The sequence below is a fragment of the Vicinamibacterales bacterium genome (genome assembly GCA_035699745.1).
In the GTDB taxonomy this organism is placed as follows: Bacteria; Acidobacteriota; Vicinamibacteria; order Vicinamibacterales; family 2-12-FULL-66-21; genus JAICSD01.
This window is the reverse complement of sequence record DASSPH010000042.1, coordinates 1-17,513: the sequence shown is the minus strand read 5'-3', so window position 1 is coordinate 17,513 and position 17,513 is coordinate 1. Positions and strand designations below refer to the sequence as shown.

Here is a 17,513-nt window from a genome sequence, read left to right as displayed (position 1 = left end):
CCAGGCTTGCCCTGGCCCGGCGAATCGCACTCACCCCCGCGCGTCGGCCAACAGCGCCGGCGCAATCTCGGGATCGAGCAGCGCGTGCGCGTCGCGAACCGCACGCTCCGCGTCTTCGGGGCGCCCGCCCCGCGCGAAGAGGAAGCCGAGATAACTGCCTGCTTCCGGAAGCGGTTCGAGCATCTGTCCCTCCTTGGCGGTGATGCGGATCTCGCTCACGCCCGCCACCCGCGACGCGGCCTCGACGCCGTTCATCCGCTTGAAGATGCCCCGCCGCGGGATGGGAATCATCATCACCGCCGCGGCGTCCGGTTCACGCGTGTAGCGATCGATCGACTGCCCTATCGCGTGCTGCAGCAGCACCATCTCGAGCGAAACCGGGGGGGACGCGAACGTCAGCACGCGCGAACAGAGTCCGCCAATCGGACGTGCGGCCACCTCGAGTATGTAAATCTCACCCTGTGGTGTCATACGGCACTCCGCGTGAACGGGGCCGTGTCCGAGGCCGAGCGCGTGGGCCGCCGCCTCCACCGCCTTCGCGATGCGGGACTGGAGCTCCGGTGCGGTGCGCGACGGCGTCACGTAGATCGTTTCCTCGAAGAACGGCCCGACGAGCGGATCGGGCTTGTCGAACAGCGCAAACACGCGCAGGACGCCGTCGGTCAGGACGCCTTCGAGCGCGAACTCGTCGCCGTCGATGTACTGCTCGACCAGGATCTCGTCTTCGAGGCCGGTCCGCGCGGCGCGCACGTCCGGCCGCGCCAGCAGCGCCCTGATCCGGTCGAACGCCTCCGCGTACTCCTCGTCGTCGTTCGCGCGAATGACGCCGCGGCTGCCGGAGAGCCCCACCGGCTTCAAGACGACGGGAAAGCTGACGTCCGGCCGCGGATCGCCGAGGCCGGGTCGCAGGTCTCTCAGCGCGGCGCGCAGGTTGCGGATGGCGAAGCGGGGCGCGGGCAGCCCCGCGGTCGCGAGCAGCACCCTCGACCGGCACTTGTCGGTGCTCGCCTCGGCGCCGGCGACGGAGTGCCACCGGATGCCCAGCGCCTGCGCAACGTGCGCGGCGAGGACGACGGGACGGTCGCCGACGGCGAGAATGCCGCCGACCGGAAACTCCCGCGCGCGGCGGAAGATCCGATCCAGCGACAGCGGGATGTCGTAGAACCGCACCGGAATTGCGCGGTCCTGCCACGGGTCATCGAGCCGATGACAACGATCGGTCGCAAACACCAGTTCGATCCCGAGCCGCGCCGCCGCGTCGTCGAACGCGCGCAGCTGGTATCCGGTCGTGTGAGAGAAGAGGAGAACTCGTGTCATTGCCGATCGACGATTGCAGACGGCAGATCGACGGATTGAAGATTGGGGGATTGAAGATCGACGGATTGGCGATTGGCCAATCGGCAGTCGTCACTCCGTCGATCGGCACTCTGCAATCGGCAGCTTTCGATCGGCAATCTGCAATCGGCCATCGGCAATTGGTTATATCAGAGCCACCTGCTCTGTGCTGGGCTCCGCTCAACAGTACCAAGGCTCGTTCAAGTAGGGCACCGCGGCGCGGGACACCAGCGGTTCGCGCGCCGGGGGCACCGAGGCCGCCGCGGCGTGCGCGAGATCCCAGGCCCGCCCGAACATCTCGTCCCGCGGTGCGTTCAGGCGCGACCCGACCAGCCGCTCTATCTCCTGCTGCAACGCGTCGACGCGCGGATCGGGATGGCGCCAGCCATGCGCCAGCGAGGCGGGGTTGAAGCCGGTCACCACCCGACGCACCTCCGGCAGCTCCAGCATCCGCGAGCCCTGCGGAATCAGCAGCCGGATGGCGTACTGGATCGGGGCGACCGCCGGCACCAGGTGCAGCCGATCGATCTCCTGCAGCATCGCGGCGTAGCCGTCGAGCGTCGTCCACGGCGTGAACGCGACGAACGTCGGCGACAGCGTGAGGCCGATCGCGCGACAGTGCTCGACCACGGCGGCGAAATCGGCGTGGGTGTGCCCTTTCTCGAGCTTCTCGAGCACCTCGTCGTCGAACGACTCGACCGCGCAGGTCACGAACGCGCAGCCCGTGTCGCGGAGCCGCGGCAGCACCGCGGCATGGTTCTTCAGGTGCTCGACTTTGATGGTCACGTCGTAGCTGACACCCGGACACTCGCGCGCCAGCGCCTCGACGATGCGCAGCGCGTGCGTCGGGCCGTTGAAGAAGTCCGGGTCGCCGAACGTGATGTGCTGCGCCCCGGCGGCGACCTGCGCGCGGACGTCGGCGAGGACCACGCCGGCGTCCACCGCGCGGAACCGTCCGTCGTACACGGGCACGATCGGGCAATGCCGGCAGCGGTGTTTGCACCCCCGCGTCGCTTCCGTGTAGCCGGCGACGCGGCGCTCGTCGCCAATCTGCAGCGAGGCATAGCGTGTGAGCGGCGGGAGATCGGAGCGATCGGGTGTGACGAACGTGATCCGCGGGAGCGGATCGTCCGGCTGAACGCGAAAGCCGCCGGGGGAGCAGAGATCGACCAGGGCACGCTCGAACTCGGGGCCGAGGATCGTGTGTACGCCGTGCTCGCGCAGGACGTCGGCATTCAGCGGCGCGTACAGCCCGTAGGCGCAGAGATGCGCCGACGGATTCAGCGCGCGCACCCGATCCATCACCGGCAGCGCGAGGCGGGTCGCCGTGTGCATCGGCAGGTAGAACGCGACCACACCGGCCTGCCGGATGTCGTCCTCGCGGAGCTTCTCCCGCGTCACGTCGACGGGCCGCACCTCGTGCCCGGCGCCGCGCAGGAACGCCGCCGGCGAGGCCAGGCCGAAGGGCTGCCGTCCGAGGTCGTAGGTGCTGATCAGAACCACGTTCATTCGCGTGACACTCGTGATCCTGTCACGTCCCGCGGACGCTGGCGACTGGGAGCCGACACCGTCACTTCCACGGCACGCCGGGGGCACGGTAGAAGTTGATCCCCATGGCGGTCCAGCGCGGGCCCTGCGCGCCGAGGCGCTCGCGGAACTGCGGCCACCCCTGTTGTTCCACCGGACTCGCCCATGCCTTCTCGGCGGCGATGGCGAGCCGCGGCATCGCCATGAACTCCACGTCGCGGATGGTGGCGAGCGTTTCGGACCAGAGCGCCGCCTCGATGCCGAGAATCCTGCCGGGCGGGACGTCGGGGAGCAGCGTCGCCGGATCCCAGCCATACGCCGCCTCCACCGGGATCAGCGCCGCCCACCGCAGGCCCAGCGCGGTGTCGGCGTCGTACTTCATGTCCAGATACAGGCGGTTCGCCGGCGAGAGAATCAGACGCGGCGCGCGCGCCAGCTCGGTCCTCGCCGCGTCCGGGCGCCAGTGCTGCACGATCGTCGTCGGCAGCAGCGTGGCCGCCGCGATCTCGTCCCAGCCGATCATCTCGCGCCCGTGCTTCTGCACGATGCTCTGCACCCGCTCCACGAACGCGCGGTACTTCTCCGGCTCGAGGGTCTTCACCTCGTCGCCGCCCATGTGGAAGTACGGACCAGGCGTGAGCGCGGCGATCTCCCCCACCACGTCGTCGATGAACCGGTAGGTGTCCTCGTTGTCGACACACAGCGAGCTGAACCCGACGTCGGTGCCGGTGAACGGCGGCGGCGCCTGGCGGTTGCAGTTGAGCGCCGGATAGGACGACAACGCCGCGTTGGTGTGCCCGGGCATGTCGATCTCGGGCACGATCGTGATGAACCGCTCGGCGGCGTAGGCGACGAGATCCTTGTACTGCTCCTGCGTGTAGAACCCGCCCGGGGTGCCGCCGACCTCGGTCGCGCCGCCCTTCGCCGTGAGATCCGGCCACTTCCTGATCTCGATCCGCCAGCCCTGATCGTCCGAGAGGTGCAGGTGCAGGCGGTTCATCTTGTGGAGCGCCAGCAGGTCGATGTACCGCTTGACGTCGTCCGGGGCGAAGAAATGGCGCGCGACGTCGAGCATCGCGCCCCGCCAGGCGAACCGCGGCGTGTCGACGATGCGGAGCGCCGGCAGCGTCACCGTGCGCGGCTGCGGGAACAGCACCGCCTCGTGCTCGGCCCACGGCGGCAGCAGCTGCCGGAGCGTCTGAACGCCGTAGAAGAGCCCTGCCGGCGCCGCGGCGCTCAGCGCCAGGCGCTGCGCCTCGATGGTCAGTTCGTACCCTTCCGGGCCGAGCGCCTGCCGCGCCGGATCGATCGCGATGTCGATCCGGTTGCCGGCCGATGCCTGCGATCCGAGGCGCAGTCCGGTGGCGCGGCGGATCCATTCGGCGAGCTCGCGCGCGCTGCGCGCGGCCGCGGGATCCGCCGAGGTCACGCCGATGACGGTGGACGCGCCGATCGCGAAGGGGGCGCCACTGGCGAGGTCGAGCTGTTTCGGGAGCGGAATGAGCTGCTGCATGGCCGGAGCGGCGGGCTCGCGGACCGGCGACGGCCGCGGCATGTTCGGGCGCGGCGCGCGCGCGCAGGCGCCGGCCGCGAGTGCAAGGACCAGCGCGATCGCCAGAGTGCGATGGTCAATCGCCATTGGCTATAGGTTACACTCGCCCGGATGCCGACCCCAGTGAAGGATGCCGCGGCCGTCGCGCTCGACACCCGGTTCTTCGGGCACCCCCGCGGGCTCTCGACGCTGTTCTTCACGGAGATGTGGGAGCGCTTCAGCTACTACGGGATGCGCGCGCTCCTCATCCTGTTCATGACGGCGCCGCTCGCGGCGGGCGGGCTCGGCTTCGACACCGCGACCGCCGGGGCGATTTACGGCCTCTACACCTCGATGGTCTACATGATGACGCTGCCCGGAGGGTGGGTGGCGGACCGGCTGATCGGGCAGCGACGCGCCGTGCTCTACGGCGGCATCCTCATCGCGTCGGGGCATTTCTGCATGGCGTTCCCGTCGCTGGCCACGTTCTATCTCGGCCTGTTCCTCATCGTGATCGGCACCGGTCTGCTGAAGGGGAACGTCAGCGTCATCGTCGGCTATCTCTACGCCCCGGAGGACAAACGGCGGGACGCCGGGTTCTCGATCTTCTACATGGGGATCAACATGGGGGCGTTCTTCGCGCCGATCATCTGCGGATATCTCGGACAGAACATCAGCTGGCACATCGGCTTCGCCGCGGCGGGCGTCGGAATGACCGTGGGGTTGATCCAGTACGTGCTCGGCAGCAAGCACCTCGGAGACGTCGGCCTGAGGCCGGCGCCGTCGGAGAGCCCGGCTGCCGCTGCCCGCCTCCGCACGCGGGCCCTGATTTTCGGCGCGATCCTGCTGGCGCTCGCGGCCGGCTTCGCGATCGGGACGTACACCGGCGCGCTGCCGGTGACCGCCACGCAGATCTCGGATGCGGCGGGCTACTTCCTGCTGTTCCTGACGCTCGGCTTTTTCGGATGGCTCTTCAGCACCAGCGAGTGGACGCCGGAGGAACGCCGGCGGCTCTACGCGATCGCCGCGCTCTTCCTGGCGGCCGGCGTGTTCTGGTCGGTGTTCGAGCAGGCGGGCTCGACGCTCAATCTGTTCGCGGATCGCAACACGCGGACCTCGTTCGCCGGGATGCCGTTCCCGAGCAGCTGGTTCCAGTCGGCGAACTCGCTGTTCCTGTGGCTTCTCGCGCCCGTCTTCGCCTGGATCTGGATTCGCCTCGGGGCGATCGACAAGGAACCTTCCAGTCCGGCGAAGTTCGCGATCGGGCTGGTGTTCGTGGCAGCCGGGTTCGCGATCCTGATCCCTGCGGCGCAGATGTCCCAGCAGGGGATCCAGGTCAGCCCGATGTGGCTGACGGCGACCTACATCCTGCACACGATCGGCGAGCTCTGCCTCAGTCCGGTCGGATTGAGCGCGATGACGAAGCTGGCGCCCGTCCGCATTGCCGGCCTCGTCATGGGCATCTGGTTCCTGGCGACCTCGGTGGGCAACTACATCGGCGGGCGGGTGTCGGGCTTCTACGAATCGTTTCCGCTGCCCTCGCTGTTCGGCGCCGTGGCGAGCTTCGGGCTGGCGGTCGCCATCGTGATGTTCGCGCTGACGCCGCCCATCAAGCGGCTCATGGGCCGCGTCAACTGAAGCGGGCGCGCCATGGTTCTCGAGAAATACAAACAGAAGCGGAACTTCACCTCCACGCCCGAGCCCGCGGGCGACGTGACGCTGGCGGCCGAGCGTGCCGGACGCGAGCCGGCGGCGGGGCTGTTCTTCTGCGTGCAGAAGCACCTCGCCAGCCATCTGCACTACGACTTCCGCCTCGAATACAAGGGCGTGCTGCTCTCGTGGGCGGTGCCGAAGGGTCCGTCGCTCGATCCGAAGACGAAGCGGCTCGCGATGCACGTCGAGGATCATCCGATCGAGTACGGCACCTTCGAGGGGGTGATCCCGTCCGGCTACGGCGCCGGAATCGTGATGCTGTGGGATCAGGGCACGTGGACGCCGCAGGTCGACGATGTGGATGCGGCGCTGAAGAAGGGGGATCTGAAGTTCACGCTGGACGGCTACAAGCTCAAGGGATCGTGGGTGCTGGTGCGGACCGGCGGCCGGTACCCCGGCGCGCGCGGCGGCGACGGAGCGCGCTCGTGGCTGCTGATCAAGCACCGCGATGACTGGGCGGGGGACGTCGACATCACCGAGTTCGCGCCGAAGAGCGTGAAGAGCGACGGGGATTTCGCCGACATCCTCGCCGACGGCGACCCGGAGATCTGGATCTCGAATCGTCCGGCACAGGGCGGCGAGACCGGCGCGATGTTCGAGAAGATCGTCCGGCGCGCGCTGGAGATGAAAGGGGCGGCGCCGGAACCGGCGGCGCCCGCGAAGACGGCCAGGCGCAAGGCGGCAGCCCGTCCGCGCGCGGCCAGGACCTCGACCAAGTCCACGAAGAAGCGGTGATCATGCAGAGAAGCGACTACATCCTGTTCAGCGGCGCGGCGCCGGGCGCGGAAGCGGAGTTCGGCGCCTGCGCCGAGCGCTACGGCATCGAGGAAGTCAATTTCACGTTCGACGGACACGCCGAAGCGCGGCGCCGCGGGATCCGCGTCCTCAACCACGAGGAACTGCAGGCCGGCGATGTGAGCCTCGAATACGTCGGGCGGTTGATGAACCGGCGCTACACCGACAGCCCGACGCTGCGGAAGGTGCTGCAGTCGATCTGGTATCAGGTCAACAACGGCCAGGAAGTCTACGTGGTCGGGGTGATCCTCGAAGACGGCACGGTCCGCGGCGGCACCGGCTGGGGGGCGGAATTCGCCAAGCTGTGCAACAAGCCGCTCTGCGTGTTCGACGAGGAGAAGGACAGCTGGTTCTGCTGGACGGGGCGCGATTGGAAAGCGCAGGGGGTGCCGACGATCACGCACGCGCATTTCACGGGCACCGGCACGCGCAAGATTCATGACAACGGGAAGGGCGCGATCGAAGCGCTGTTCGCGAACAGCTTCAAGTAGGGCGAGGTTCGAGGTTCGAGGTTCGCGCAGGTTACGCGCCGGACGCAAGCCTCGTTGTGTGGCGCCCCGCCTCCGGCCGGGACGTGGTCTCGATCGCGTTCACGATCGGCGACTCGCCCAGCAGGTAGAAGACATCCGTGCGGATGCGCGACGGATGTTCGTTCCACTCGGGCTGCCAGTGGCCGTAGATCTCCCACCGAGGACCCGCGAGCCGATGGCCGTGGCTCTCGCACCACTGGCGGACCGCGTCGTGCGCGGCGCCAAGGCCGCCATACGGGCCGAGGTGGATCGTCGAAGCGGCCAATCCCGCCGGGGTGGCCGACGCCACGACCTCACCGGCGCCGTCGAACGGCCCGTCGAACTCGACGCCGACATCCAGCGTGATCGCGTCGTCCCGGTAGACCGCGACGTGCCGTCCACCGCGGAGGCCTTGCGCGCGCAACGCGTTCCACACCAGTCCGCAGCACTCCGGCACGACGCGCGCGAGGGCGGCGCCCTGCGCCTGCCGCCGGACGACGGCGAGCGGCACGGCAGCGAGGCGTTCGAGCTTGATGGTGTGGAGGGCCGGTTCACTCATGCACGGCTCCGCCGGTGTCAGACGTCGTAGACCTTGAGCACCTCGTCCCCGTAGTGGTTGATCACCTTCACGGCAATCCTGCCGGACTCCGGCGCGGCGAACGGCCGGCTCGTCGTGCGGTAAAGACCGGCGCCGACGCCGGCGAGCTGCTGCTCCCGCCTCGAATGGTATCCCCTGCCCATTGTCGGACGCGGGGATAGTCGGCCAGGTCCAGCACGAATTCCTGCCCCTTCGCCACACTCTGCAGCCGACAGGAATCGCCATCGTCCACCCATCGCCTCGCATCGCCGTGATAGGTCAGTGGCGGCCGCGATCCCGGCAGAAAGTCAGAAGGGAGCCGCCAGATCGATCGGCGCGTCGCGGCCGGATCGGTCAACTGCAGGCAGGGGTGGAATCGTTCGAACGAACCACCACCGCCGGAGGGCTCCCCCACGTAAATCGTATTGTGCGCCCAATCCCGCCCGGCGTGGGGATGGTCGCCGAGCCAGTCGGGAAGATCGTCAAGGCCGACTCGCAGAACGTGGCCGACGCGGAGCCAGCCGAAGATTACGTGCGCACCGCTGGGCGCATCTCGATAGCGATAGCACTCGCCGGATTTCTCGACTCGACGAAACCAGCCAAAGAACAGAAACAGGTCGCCGACGCCGACGCCCTGCCGTTCGAGATGTCGCTGCGCCGCGCCGGCCTGGCCGAACGCGGCTCGCCAACCACGACGTCTCGGGCGGACAGCCGGATCGAGATCGGGGTCGAGATGCGCGCGCTCCGCCCCCGTCAGTTTCCCTCCGGTCAGGTCTGAAACGAGTTGGCCGACATCCAGCCGCACGTAGCCCAGCTCGCCAAACGTTGTCGTTCCGCTCGCGTGCGGGATTGGCAGCGAGACCATCCGGCCGTCGGGCAGAATCGGACTCGCGCAGGCGCCGTACTGCGGCGACGAATCGAAGCCCTTCCGGCTGAGGATCAATTTCATGGCCCGACGCTCGCTCCATACCCGCCGCTTACGGGCCAGCCGGACGTCCCTGATTTGGCGACATCGTAACCCTCCGCCGCCCGCTCGCGCAGCACGAAGGGACCGAACACCTCGCGCGCCTCGTGCTGGTTGTGGGCGCGGCAACGCAGCTGGATGTTCGCCTCGCTTGCCGCCCCCTCGAAGGCGTAAGGACTGCAGCAGTGCAACGGCGACGAAAAGCGCGATGAGCACTGGGGCGACGTTCAGAAAACGACGGGGTCGCCATCGCGGAGTGGCTTGCGCAGGGGCCCGAGGGCTTCTCGGTCGACGCATTGTACTCGGCGTCGGTGTCGCGCAGGTAGTTCTCGATCCAGGCGTCACCGTAGCGCGCAGCGACCTCCGAGAGATAGATCGCGGTTTCGACCGCTTCGCGCTGGCAGAAGAACAGCTTCCGCTCTCTCGCCGGGTCGTTCCAGCAGGCCAGCAGCCGGCGCGTCGGCGGTGTCACGTCGACGTATCCACCCTGCCGCCAGCGATCGACGCGTTCCCGGATGCGGTTGATCTCCGTGTTCGGGTTGATCCGATCGAGCGTCCATCTCGACGTCCGTCGTGATGCCGCCGTGATCGAACTTGAAGTGCCGTATGGGGCGCCTCGAAGGGGGAATTCAGGATCGGGCTTTCGATGGTGACCTGAGCCACGGGGTGTATCTACTGCCCCGCGCGCCCTTCTCGGTTCACGCAGCGCGTCGTGACGAAGAGAGACGCGAGGCGATCACCGCCCCATATGCGCCGGCTGCGGCAACGACCGCGAGGCCGAACAGGCCGATGGCGAAATACGGGGCGTCGACTCGGCTCGTGACGGGAAAGTTCATCCACATCATCGCGCCGAACCAGTGTGCGAGGACACCGACGAGCCCGAAACGCAAGGCCAGCACGAAGACCAGGGTCGAAGCGAGCGACGCCGCGACGCTGACGGCGCTGTAGCCGGAGGCTTCCGCGATCGGGTTGATTGCGATCAACAGCCCGGCGAAGACCGCGATCGCCGGCCAGAGCCGCCGCAACAGGATGTTCAGCGCCAGGAGCACGACCAGGAAGGCGAGCGCGATCCCGAGCGTGATCAAGCCGACCGAGCTGACGGCGGCGAGGGCGTGGCGGCCGCCGAGCAGCGCCTGAGGCGGAGGCGCGTTCAGCACGAAGAGATAGGGCAGGTTGCCGATCGGGTGGAACATCGGCGGCGGCGGCGCCTCCGCGCCGAGCGCGTGCGGCAGCACGACAGGCAGCTGCACCGTCAACAACACGGTCGCCGCCGACAGGCTGATGCCGCAAAGCAGGTCTCGACCGACGAGCGGATCCCGAAAGCGGCCGCGCAGGAGCCGCGTCCATGAGACGAGAAACCGCGGGTGCAGGCGCCGGGCGTACGGCTCGACTGCCAGATACAGGGCCCAGCCCGCCGCGGCATCGACGAGCGCCTTGCCCAGGCCGATGGTGAACAGGATCCATTCGTCGCGCACACTCGGAACGTGGTGCGCGCCGAGAAACCAGGAGGTCATCCGCAGCGCGAACACGAGCGCGGCGACCCGGAGTGCGCCGGCCCGGTCCCCGCGGCCGTTGAGCCAGTTCCGCGCCACGAGCACCGCCGCCGCCAGCGGCATGGCGATCAGTGACAGGAGCGCCAGCACGCGATGCATCAGCGTCGATTGGCGGTTGAGAATAGCGGCCCCCTCGAGTGGGTTCGACGGATCCCAGTACGCATCCCAGGGAACCACCTGCTCGAAATACACCGGCCGCCCGCGATGCGCCGCCGCTTCGACGCGGATCGGATACCCGCCGGCGCCGGTGCCCGACCACGCGGCACGCGTCTCGGCGAACACCTCAGGATTTCGCGTCGGCGCGGCGGGCTGGAACGATGACGGGTCGAGGCCGGCCTCTTGAAACAGCGGTGTCCAGTCGGCTGCGGCGGGATTCGGCGCCGGCGCGTCCGCCGCGTCAGAGTGCACGAGCAGCGCGACGAGGTGGCCGCGCACATCGGTGAGCACCTGCGCATCCCCCGGGCGCGGCGCGGGATCATCGCCCCTGACCTGACCGTCGGGATTCCATGGCAGCAGCGTTCCACGTGACTCGCGATAGCCAAACAGGACGTCCCACTGCCCCGGCTCGCGCAGCGGATCCCAGCGCCGCGGCGACCGGTCATGGGCGCGGACGTACCGGCGGTAGCGATCGATGCCGGCGATGATGAAACCCACACGGTCCAGCGGGTCCGAGGCGTATCCCAATCGTTGGAGGATGCCGCGCGCGCGATCCTCGAGCACCTCTGCCCCGCGCGGAAACTGCACCCAGCCAAGCACCGACGCGCGATCGGCGAGCCGCCACGACACGCCCATCGCCATCACCAATGCCGCGAGGACACTGAACGCCACTGCCGGCCGGAGCGATCCATCCGGACCGGACAGCGCGATCAGCTCCGGCGACGGTGTTTCGCCGGCTTCCGCCGCCGCCTCGATGGGATCGCCGCCGGGGAGCGCGGCGAGCAGCGCGCGCGCCGAAGCGGGACGCAGTTCCGGATCCGTCTCGAGACAGGCGAGCAGCGCGCGTTCGATCCGGGGATCGAGATGCGCGACGAGCGCGCTCGGCTTCGCCGGCGCAGCGGACTCGTGCAGGCGGCGCACGTCATCGACGTTCGCGGCGTCGAACGCGCGCACGCCGGTGAACAACTCGTAGATGACGAGGCCGAGGGCATAGACGTCGCTCCGCTGACTCGCCGGCCGGCCATCGAGCTGCTCCGGGGCCATGTAGGCGGGCGTCCCCGCGAAACGGTCCGCGGCACGGTCGCCGGCGGCGACGGCGATCCCGAAATCGGTAATCCGCACGCGCCCGCGCGCATCCAGCATCACGTTGGCGGGCTTGAGATCGCGATGCAGCACGCCGAGCTCGTGCGCGGCCTGCAGCCCCGCACACAACTGCCGCGCGATGTCGAGCGCCTTCGCGGCCGGCAGCTGCCCGATGCGCTTCAGCAGCGATCGGAGGTCCTCACCGTCGATGAACTCCATCGTGATGAAGGTGTGCCGATCGGCCTCGCCGATGTCGTACACCCGGCAGACGTTCGGGTGCGACACTTGCCGCGCGATGCGCGCCTCGCGGACGAGTGCGGCCAGCAGGCGCTCGTCGTCCGTCAGCCGGGACGGCAGGAACTTGAGGGCGACGGGCTGCCCGAGCTTGAGATCGTCGGCGCGGTAGATCTCACCCATGCCGCCGCGGCCGAGCAGCGTCACGACACGGTAGCGGCCGGCGAGGACGACACCGGGGATGAAGCGCCCCCCGCCGGTATCGTCGCGCTTGTGTTCATCGAGCGCCGATTGGAGGAGCGGGTCGGGGCTGACATCCAGGATGCCGCCGGTCGCCGCGTCCTGGGCCAGGATCCGCTCGACCTCCTCCCGCACCGAGGGGTCGGCCGGACAGGCGGCCGCGAGCCAGCTGGCCCGCTGCTCGGCGGGCAGATCGAGAGCCCCGTCCAGCAGGGACTGGAGACGCCGCCAGCGATCCGCATCAGCAGGCTGCATGAAGCCGCCGTAGAATCCTGTCAGAGTCCAGAAGATGTCGCCTGACGCGACGACGATCACCGGCCTGCTCGCCGCCTGGCGCCATGGCGATCGAGACGCCATCGACCGGCTGATGCCGCTCGTCTACGAGGAGCTGCGATCGCTGGCGCGTCGTCGATTCCGGGACGGGCGCGACCAGACGCTCCAGACGACCGCGCTGGTCCACGAAGTCTATCTGAAGCTGGCCGACCAGTCGCAACTGCAGGTGCACGATCGTCATCACTTTTTCGCGCTGGCGGCCAGGGCCATGCGCCAGCTCACCGTCGACTACGCCCGGCGGCGCGCGGCGAACAAGCGCGGAGGCGGCGTCCATCTCGTGCCGGCTGACGATGTCGAGTTGCCGGCCGTCGAGCGCGCCGAGCAGATCGTCGAACTGGATGCCGCGCTGGAGCGTCTCGCACAGCTGGACGAATGGCTCAGCCGGGTCGTCGAGCTCCGCTACTTCGGCGGTCTCTCGGTGGAAGAAACCGCCGCTGTCCTCGGGTGTTCCGAGCGCACGGTGAAACGAGACTGGCGCAAGGCGCGCGCGCTGCTCCACGCCGAACTGACCCCCCGCCTGTAAGAACGCATTTCACGAGACGGCGGGGCCACGTGGCCCGTCCCGCTCGCCGATTGCGTTTGTCCTGATGACGGCGCGACTGCGGACGCGCCGCCATTGGAGGTCTCATGCAGCCATGTACCCGTCTCTCGCAGCGCGCAGCGCTGACGGTCGCGACCATCGGGCTGACCACCGCTGCGGCCTTCGCGCAAGGCACCGGCCTGCCGACCGAAGTCCTGAAGTTCTCGTTCCTCGCTCCTCCGCCCCCGCAGGTCACGCTGCGGGCCTGGGACGGCCACCTTCTTCCCGATCACGAGTTCAATCTGGTCGCCGGGCCGGTGCAGATCGACTGGAACCGGACCGATCTCGACTGGCGGTTCCTCTGGAGCGCGAACACCACGGCGGTCACATCCGTCCGCTGGGAGCTCTCGAAGTACCCGTTCCCGGCCGCCGGCGACTTCGTCCCGGCGCCAGGCTTTGGTCTCACCGGAACGTCGTCCACCCAGTTGTTCTTCGTCGATCTCAATCTGCTGGCGCCGCGGCCGCCGAACTGGACCCCGAAGCTCGCCTTCCAGGGACTGGCCGGGGCGTTCACTTCGGGCGGAATCGCTTTGCCGCCCACGGAGATTACGCCGACCACGCGGATCACGCGATCGGGCGCTCTCAACGTCCGGTTCCCCGGCGCCATCATCCCGGATGATTCGCGCGCATCGGCGCAGGCCTACGCCGTCCAGGCGGATCCGGTCATCGCCCAGTCGATGTCCCTGTACGCACGCGTCGTCCCGCTGGATGCCGACGGCAAAACCAGCGGGCCGCCGAGCAACGTCGTCATCCTGGAGTTCTTCGAACCGGATCCGACGAACGTGCTGCCCCCCGTCGTGTTCGTCCACCCGTGGGTCGACCTTGTCGAGTACTACCCGGTGCGTCCCTACACGTTCGACTGGACTTGCCATGTCATCTACAGCAGGGACGTCCCCTACCTCGGCGGTGTCATCGAGAAAGGCACCACAGCAAACATTTGTGACGACGACTCCAGCATTTTCGAAGACGTGTTCGGGGCGTTTGCCGATTTCTTCGAATTCGCCGCCGACTTCGCCGACTGGGTCGCCGACACCTACAGCGACATCAAGGCGGAGGCGGCGTCGCAGATGTCGGGCGTTCTGACCGATCTCGGCATTCCCTGCAACGAGACGTGCGCGTCGATCGCCTTGAGCACCGCGATGGCCGCGGCCGGGATGCCGCCGGAAATTCCCGACGTCGAGCAGCTGAAGGCGATGGGTGAAGGGTACCTCGTCGATGCCGTCGCCAATTACGCCGAAGCGCAGGGTGTCCCGGTGCCAGAGCCAGTCAGGGAGGAGCTGCGGAAGCAGGCGGCCAAGTTGATCGACAACGCGGTCGCAAGTGTGTTCACCGGAGGCGACGGCTCGGAACAGCTGATTCCCGACGTCAGCTACCAGTTCCACGGTCCGATCGTCGTGCTCAATCTGACGAACCCGAGCAGCGAGCATCTGTCGATGACGGACACGCTGCGGATCCACGATCCGAGCGGCCGCTACAAGGACGAGCTGTTCTTCATCCCGCCCATTCGTCCCGGCAAGACGATGCGGATCGCCCTGACGCTCGACCCGGTTCAGGATCCGAAGGGGTGGATGGCGCTGCTGCCGACCAATGATGACGATCCGCTGTCACTCCACACCTCTGAGAAGGTGGATGCGGCGAGGCTGGCGCTGAATGCGTGGCGCGCGCTCTACGACACGGAGGAGCTCGTCGTCGAGGTGAAAGTGATCGGCGGACCGTCATTCACCAAGACGCTGCTGGCCAAGTGATGGCCGAGGCGACTGCCCTGACGAGCCTGTGTCAGGGCAGTCGTTCGCGGTGCGGCTTCAGCGTGCAGAGCTTTCCTTCACCGCCTCCAGCTGCATCCATCGCTCCAGCGCCGCATCCAGTTCCCGCTGCACCGCATCGATGCGCGCGAGCACCGCGTCGATGTGCGCCGCGCCGGCGCGATAGAACTCCGGCGCGGCGGATTCCTCCTTCAGCCGCCGCTGCTCCTCCTCCAGCGCCGCGATCCGATCGGGGAGCGCGTCCAGCTCGCGCTGCTCTTTGAACGACAGCTTGCGCGGCCGCTCTCGCCGGCGCTCCCCGCCTGCCGCACTCTTGGCCGTGTCGGCGGCGGCCGCGTGCTCGGCGCCCCCGGCGCGGCGCTGGCGCAGGTAATCCCCATAACCGCCGACGTATTCGACGACCCTGCCTTCCCCTTCGAACGCGAGCGTGCTGGTGACGACGCGATCGAGGAACACGCGATCGTGGCTGACGAGCAGGACCGTGCCGTCGAAGCTGCCGACCAGCTCCTCGAGCAGCTCCAGCGTCTCGATGTCGAGATCGTTGGTCGGCTCGTCGAGCACGAGCACGTTCGCCGGGCGCGCAAAGAGGCGCGCGAGCAGCAGCCGGTTGCGCTCCCCTCCCGAGAGCGAACGCACCGGCGACTGCGCCCGTTCCCGCGGGAAGAGGAAGTCGCCGAGATAGCCGATCACGTGCTTCGGCTCGCCGTTGATGATGACGACATCGTTGCCGTCGCTGATCGTGTCGGCCACCGTCCGATCGGGATCCAGCTGCTCGCGCTGCTGATCGAAATAGGCGATCTCGAGGCGCGTGCCGTGGCGGATCGTTCCGGCGTCCGGTTCGATCTCCTGCACCAGCAGGCGCAGCAGGGTGGACTTGCCGGAACCGTTCGGTCCGATGAGGCCGACCCGGTCGCCGCGGAGGATCCGCTGCGAGTAGTCGCGGATGACCGGGACGCCGCCGTACGACTTGCTGACCCCTTTGGCCTCGAACACCATCTTCCCGGTCGGGGCGGCCCCGTCGATCACCATGCGCGCGCTGCCGACCTGCGCGCGGCGCGCCGCCCGCTCGGCGCGCAGCGCCAGCAGCGCCTTGACGCGTCCCTCGTTGCGCGTCCGCCGCGCCTTGACGCCGCGCCGCAGCCACGCTTCCTCCTGCGCCAGTTTCCTGTCCAGGCGATCGAGATCGCGTTCTTCGGCGTCGAGCGCGGCGCTCTTCTTCTCGAGATAGGCCGCGTACGAGCCCGGCCACGATGTGACGCGTCCGCGGTCCATGTCGACGATCCGGGTGGCGAGGCTCGACAGGAACGCGCGGTCGTGCGTGACGAACAGGACCGCGCCGCGGAAGTCGCGCAGGAACGCCTCGAGCCACTCGATCGCCTGGACGTCGAGGTGATTGGTCGGCTCGTCGAGGAGCAGCAGATCCGGCTCGGACACCAGCGCGCGCGCCAGCAGCGTGCGGCGGCGCCACCCGCCCGACAGCTCGCCGATCGGGCGATCCGCCGGCAGCCCGAGCCGATCGATCACCAGCTCGACGCGCTGTTCGAGACGCCAGCCGTCCTGCAGCTCGAGCGCGTGTTGAAGCGCCGACAGGCGCGCGAGCCGCGCCGCGTCGCCCGCGTGCTCCGCGACGTCGACGGCGGCGTGATGGTACTGGGCGACGAGGTCGCCGAGCGCACCCAGGCCGCCGGACACGACGTCGAATACGGATTCGCCGTCGCCGCGCGGCGCGGCCGAGGCGCCGCCGGCGGGCTCCCGTCCGAGCACATCCTGCTCGAGCCGCGCGATGCGCAGGCCCGGCGCGCGCCAGAGGGTCCCGGCGTCGAGCGGCACTTCACCGGCGAGCGCTTTCAGCAGGCTCGACTTCCCGGTCCCGTTGCGGCCGATCAGCGCGATGCGGTCGCCGGCCTCGATCCGGAGATCGGCGTCTTCGAAGAGCGGCACGTGGCCGAAGGCCAGCGATCCCTGCTGCAGATGTAGAATGGGCACGACGTAAGTCGCAGAATATCAGGAGGTTCGATGAAGGTATTACTCGCCGCCGTGCTGGCGGCGGCGTTGCCGGCGGCCGCGGCCGCCGAAGAGAAAATCGGCGCCGGCGTCACGCTCGACACCGCCACGCCCATCAGCGCCATCATCGCGGCACCGAAGGACTACGCCGGCAAGACCGTCCGCATCGACGGTGTCGCCACGGCCGTGTGCGAGGCCATGGGATGCTGGATGGCGGTCGCGGAGAGCGGCGAGAAGAACGCGCCGACGATCCGCCTCAAGGTCGAGCACGAGGGCACGATCAAGTTCCCGATGACCGCGAAGGGCAGGAAGGTGTCCGCGCAAGGCCGGTTCGAAGCGATCGGCGCCCAGGACGCCCATGCGAAGGACGCCGCGGCCGAACACGCCAGGCACGATGCGAAAGCGTCCGCCGATTACCAGATCACCGCAACAGGAGCAGTCGTCCGGTAACCAGTTGCCGGTAACCAGTTGCCGGTTGCCAGTTGCCGGTTGCCAGTTGCCGGTTGCCAGTTGCCAGTTGCCAGTTGCCAGTTGCCGGTAACCGGCTACCGGCTACTGGCTACCGGCTACTGGCTACCGGCTACCGGCTACCGGCTACCGGCTACCGGCTACCGGC

Annotated in this window: 13 protein-coding genes; 6 read left to right on the top strand and 7 right to left on the bottom strand. The window is 68.6% G+C overall.

The window, feature by feature from the left end:
* Positions 1-30: 30 nt before the first annotated feature.
* The 3 genes from VFK57_08615 to VFK57_08605 all read right to left on the bottom strand — a co-directional run bounded on the left by VFK57_08615 (position 31) and on the right by VFK57_08605 (position 4,501).
* Positions 31-1,317, bottom strand: a complete 1,287-nt coding sequence (locus tag VFK57_08615) for an ATP-grasp domain-containing protein (GenBank protein ID HET7695754.1) — start codon at positions 1,315-1,317, stop codon at positions 31-33.
* A gap of 198 nt (positions 1,318-1,515) precedes the next feature.
* Entirely contained in the window at positions 1,516-2,844 is a 1,329-nt protein-coding gene (locus tag VFK57_08610) for a CUAEP/CCAEP-tail radical SAM protein (GenBank protein HET7695753.1), read from the bottom strand.
* Positions 2,845-2,905: 61 nt separating this feature from the next.
* A complete protein-coding gene (locus VFK57_08605; GenBank protein ID HET7695752.1) occupies positions 2,906-4,501 on the bottom strand; it encodes a beta-N-acetylhexosaminidase in 1,596 nt (531 codons plus the stop codon).
* A 24-nt stretch (positions 4,502-4,525) separates the two neighbouring features.
* Here VFK57_08605 and VFK57_08600 point away from each other — a divergent pair, with 24 nt between their 5' ends.
* From VFK57_08600 to VFK57_08590, 3 genes are read left to right on the top strand one after another with little or no spacing between them, the layout of a single operon-like run.
* A complete protein-coding gene (locus VFK57_08600; protein HET7695751.1) occupies positions 4,526-6,031 on the top strand; it encodes a peptide MFS transporter in 1,506 nt (501 codons plus the stop codon).
* Positions 6,032-6,043: 12 nt separating this feature from the next.
* Entirely contained in the window at positions 6,044-6,841 is a 798-nt protein-coding gene (locus tag VFK57_08595; protein ID HET7695750.1) for a DNA polymerase ligase N-terminal domain-containing protein, read from the top strand.
* The gene (locus VFK57_08590; GenBank protein HET7695749.1) at positions 6,838-7,392 is read left to right on the top strand and encodes a hypothetical protein; all 555 of its coding nucleotides are present in this window, start codon (positions 6,838-6,840) and stop codon (positions 7,390-7,392) included. The genes VFK57_08595 and VFK57_08590 overlap by 4 nt, the downstream gene beginning before the upstream one ends.
* A gap of 31 nt (positions 7,393-7,423) precedes the next feature.
* Here VFK57_08590 and VFK57_08585 read toward each other — a convergent pair whose 3' ends face one another.
* The 3 genes from VFK57_08585 to VFK57_08575 all read right to left on the bottom strand — a co-directional run bounded on the left by VFK57_08585 (position 7,424) and on the right by VFK57_08575 (position 12,472).
* On the bottom strand, positions 7,424-7,969 hold the full coding sequence (locus VFK57_08585; protein HET7695748.1) for a GyrI-like domain-containing protein: 546 nt from the start codon (positions 7,967-7,969) through the stop codon (positions 7,424-7,426).
* A gap of 67 nt (positions 7,970-8,036) precedes the next feature.
* Positions 8,037-8,936 (bottom strand): hypothetical protein, encoded by a 900-nt coding sequence (locus VFK57_08580; protein ID HET7695747.1) that lies wholly within the window; start codon positions 8,934-8,936, stop codon positions 8,037-8,039.
* A 713-nt stretch (positions 8,937-9,649) separates the two neighbouring features.
* On the bottom strand, positions 9,650-12,472 hold the full coding sequence (locus VFK57_08575; protein ID HET7695746.1) for a serine/threonine-protein kinase: 2,823 nt from the start codon (positions 12,470-12,472) through the stop codon (positions 9,650-9,652).
* 34 nt (positions 12,473-12,506) lie between these two features.
* Here VFK57_08575 and VFK57_08570 point away from each other — a divergent pair, with 34 nt between their 5' ends.
* Entirely contained in the window at positions 12,507-13,073 is a 567-nt protein-coding gene (locus VFK57_08570; protein ID HET7695745.1) for a sigma-70 family RNA polymerase sigma factor, read from the top strand.
* Between the two features lie 104 nt (positions 13,074-13,177).
* Entirely contained in the window at positions 13,178-14,875 is a 1,698-nt protein-coding gene (locus VFK57_08565; protein ID HET7695744.1) for a hypothetical protein, read from the top strand.
* Positions 14,876-14,932: 57 nt separating this feature from the next.
* On the opposite strand, the gene VFK57_08560 is transcribed toward VFK57_08565, so the two are convergent.
* Positions 14,933-16,879: an ATP-binding cassette domain-containing protein gene (locus tag VFK57_08560; protein ID HET7695743.1), complete on the bottom strand. Its 1,947-nt coding sequence runs from the start codon at positions 16,877-16,879 to the stop codon at positions 14,933-14,935.
* Positions 16,880-16,909: 30 nt separating this feature from the next.
* Between VFK57_08560 and VFK57_08555 the strand changes: the two genes are divergently transcribed.
* Positions 16,910-17,347: a hypothetical protein gene (locus VFK57_08555; protein HET7695742.1), complete on the top strand. Its 438-nt coding sequence runs from the start codon at positions 16,910-16,912 to the stop codon at positions 17,345-17,347.
* The last annotated feature ends 166 nt before the right edge of the window (positions 17,348-17,513 follow it).